The 2,997-nt window shown below is 28.6% G+C and carries 4 protein-coding genes; 1 reads left to right on the forward strand and 3 read right to left on the reverse strand.

Features of this window, described 5'->3' with window-relative positions:
• Positions 1-182 precede the first annotated feature (182 nt).
• Genes QZ146_RS08590 through QZ146_RS08600 form a run of 3 tightly spaced genes read right to left on the reverse strand, consistent with a single transcriptional unit; the run spans position 183 to position 2,052 of the window.
• Entirely contained in the window at positions 183-476 is a 294-nt protein-coding gene (locus QZ146_RS08590; RefSeq protein WP_295723643.1) for an N-acetyltransferase, read from the reverse strand.
• Positions 436-693, reverse strand: a complete 258-nt coding sequence (locus tag QZ146_RS08595) for a hypothetical protein (protein WP_295723648.1) — start codon at positions 691-693, stop codon at positions 436-438. The genes QZ146_RS08590 and QZ146_RS08595 overlap by 41 nt, the downstream gene beginning before the upstream one ends.
• A gap of 57 nt (positions 694-750) precedes the next feature.
• Complete coding sequence (locus QZ146_RS08600; RefSeq protein ID WP_295723651.1) at positions 751-2,052, reverse strand: hypothetical protein; 1,302 nt, start codon at positions 2,050-2,052, stop codon at positions 751-753.
• 174 nt (positions 2,053-2,226) lie between these two features.
• Here QZ146_RS08600 and QZ146_RS08605 point away from each other — a divergent pair, with 174 nt between their 5' ends.
• Entirely contained in the window at positions 2,227-2,382 is a 156-nt protein-coding gene (locus QZ146_RS08605; protein WP_295723654.1) for a hypothetical protein, read from the forward strand.
• The last annotated feature ends 615 nt before the right edge of the window (positions 2,383-2,997 follow it).

Genomic DNA, 2,997 nt, shown 5'->3' on the forward strand with positions numbered 1-2,997 from the left:
AGCTCTTTTTAATGATTCTACCTCTTTTGGTGTTGACGGAGAATTTAATTTTTCAATGAATCTTTTTGCATCGATACCATCTAATGTTGGTGTAGCATTTACTTTACTTGCCATGATTTACATCCTCCATATTTTAACTATTATATTAAATAGTATATTGCACTTTATTTAAATATATTGTGCTAGTTTAATTTTTCACAGATATCCCTATACATAGGAATATTCCTTCTATTTTTCTTATTTACAGATTCCAATTCTACAAATTGATTGTGATTATAGAAGTTTACAGTTTTGGTGTTATTATATGCATCAACTGAAACAAATCTAATACCAATTTCATTTCCTAAATTTCTGCAAAACCCAACAACCCAATCTATCATTAAACTTCCAATATGCTGGTTTTGAAATTCCTTAGACACCGCCAACCTACCAATTTTAATTGCAGGATATTGAGGATATTGGATTAAGTTTTTCATTAATTTTAATTGAATCTGCAGATAATGAAAAAAATCCAACAACATCCTCCTCATAGATACATAAAAATATTGTGCAAAGATTATTCTTAATATTTTCAACGGAATCTTTTAATAGGAATTCATTTAAATCTTCGTCACCACAATCAAAATCAATTGTTTTTAACTGTTCTAAGTTAGTTTTAACAATTTTTAAGTTATCTATATTGGAAATTTTCATGTATAATATATTAGATAAAATAATATTTAAAGATACTTATGAAACAAATATTTCACATTATATTTCAACACCACTATCAGTCAGAATCCTTTCACCTACAGGCTGTTCCTCCTCAAAGTTACTTAAATAGTTCTTATAGATTTCATCACCCTCAGCTGAAAGTTCCATAATGTACCTTAACACATCATCTCTTGAATAGCTGAAGTAAACATCCAAAGTTTCGCTGATGCCCATTAACTCCAGCTGCATATTCAATAGATGGTTGCAATACTTTAACACCCATTTCTGGTTATTAGCCACATTAACAATAAATCCTGTTATGGCTGAATCGTTAATGTATTCAGCAACGTTCTGATTGGACTTTTCATTACCTGCCTGAGACTGGGGAGTTACAAAAGTTCTTAAGATATTGTTCCTGAAGATTTCTGTTTGTCTGGTATAATCTGATTGGTAGTTGTTACCCCCGAGTATTTTACTTTCGATTCCTGGTGGTACAATAGCTACATTACTGTCTGCAGTTGTTCCGTAATCTGCATAAAGATTTTCTTTTGCAGTAGATGAAAGTTCCGTTACAATAGGTTGGCCGTTTGAATCAAGTGATGGTTTTACTTCAATGATATTATCCTTATTAATACGCTCCACTTGATTTCGTTCCAAATTACACTTGTGGTATATATCATCAAGGCAATTTAGGATAATGCTTTGAGCTTCACAGTAGATTTCATTGTACATGAAGTTAATGACTTCGTCAGGTTCATACTTTACAGTCAATGTTCCCTCCTCAACGCTGACATAGTTATCGAACTCTTCAGGTGATCCGTTTACAATATCCTTAGGCATCTCATGAAGGTATAGCTGAACTTCATTGTCATCGTTGAATTCTTTTTTAAGGCCGTAACCGTTAGCGCCGATTTCCAAAAAGATTGGTTTTATATATTTGCCTATTGACTTGTCCCAGCGTTGTACTGGTTTGATTAATCCTTCTCCGTCAACCATTCCTCCCTGAAGGATGTTTTTAGCAACCTGAGATATATCAATCTTCCTTGCCCATAAGATTAAAGTTAGTTTCTGCTCTTGAGATAATTTATTTTCCTTATCCACAAGAACAATATTAACATTAGCTTTATCAATTCTGTTTTTCAAAACACCTGCAGTATAACCATCAAGCTTAACAGCATAACGCGCATTAGCTATTGTTTTATTAATTACTGGTGGAAGTGCATCAACAAGATCAAGACCTGTATTTATTCCGTCAGTTCTAGGTTGTCTTTCATCTTCACCCCAATAGCTGCGTTTAGTGTTATACTGCTCAACACGATTATTCAATAATCTAGTTTTAATGAAAGATGTAATTCCCATAATTATCATTTCCAAATATGATTTATTATATTATTTATTATATTATTTATATAAATTAAATAATAAATTTTTTCTATAACTTTTTATTTGGAATAAGTTTGGAATAAGTTTGGGAGAGGTTTGGAATAAGTTTGGAAAATGATTTAAGTAGTAATTAAGATCAGATTAGTAATCATGGCTATTTTAGAAATTAAAGTTTTAAAAGAAAAAATTGAAAAAGTACCTGAAGATTTTGAAATAGAATTTACAAGTGGAAAAAATGTTTTCAAACTTGGCGATAAATTTTCGGTAGATATGTCTGAAAAGAAAATTACCTTTGAAAAATTTTGATTAATTTTTTTAGGTAACCTTATGAAATTCAGTTCGTTTGATAATATACGAACAAAAGTTAATTTTATTATTGATGGTGAAGATATAGTATTTTATAAATTGTCCACGGAAAAGTGGTAAGTAATCGAAAATCCGATTTCTTACTTTTAGTTACCAAATGTAATTTTAATTTCTTATAGTATATAAAGTTAGTTATTTTAGCATTATTGCAAACATCAAATCTAAAGAAAAATACACTATTTTTAATAAATCATTAAATTATTCGTTGATTTTATTAATGATGATTTTTAAAGCTTTAAAATTTAATTATATTTATTAATTATGCTTTAACTAGTTTTGATAATTTTTATTTTTGGCCAAGATCTGTTTTAAAAAAAAGTAGTTAGTATATGACTTTGAATTTGACACTTTGCAAGCATATGAATTTTCAAATCAATGCCGTCAGGTTAAGAAAATATATTCTTTCTTAAAATTCCTTTTATGCTTATTAAGTTATTAAATTATTATTAAATCTGATTTTAAGAGTTAACTCGATAATTGTTTAATTACATAATTTTTATTATTTTAATCTGATTTCATTAAATTTTAAATATATTTTATTTCAAAGAATTTAAA

The organism is uncultured Methanobrevibacter sp. (assembly GCF_905235195.1).
In the GTDB taxonomy this organism is placed as follows: Archaea; Methanobacteriota; Methanobacteria; order Methanobacteriales; family Methanobacteriaceae; genus Methanarmilla.

Bases quoted from the DNA above. Each gene is read 5' to 3' on its own strand.
- QZ146_RS08590 (WP_295723643.1), bottom strand. From the start codon at position 476: ATGAAAAACTTAATCCAATATCCTCAATATCCTGCAATTAAAATTGGT.
- QZ146_RS08595 (WP_295723648.1), bottom strand. From the start codon at position 693: ATGAAAATTTCCAATATAGATAACTTAAAAATTGTTAAAACTAACTTA.
- QZ146_RS08600 (WP_295723651.1), bottom strand. From the start codon at position 2,052: ATGGGAATTACATCTTTCATTAAAACTAGATTATTGAATAATCGTGTT.
- QZ146_RS08605 (WP_295723654.1), top strand. From the start codon at position 2,227: ATGGCTATTTTAGAAATTAAAGTTTTAAAAGAAAAAATTGAAAAAGTA.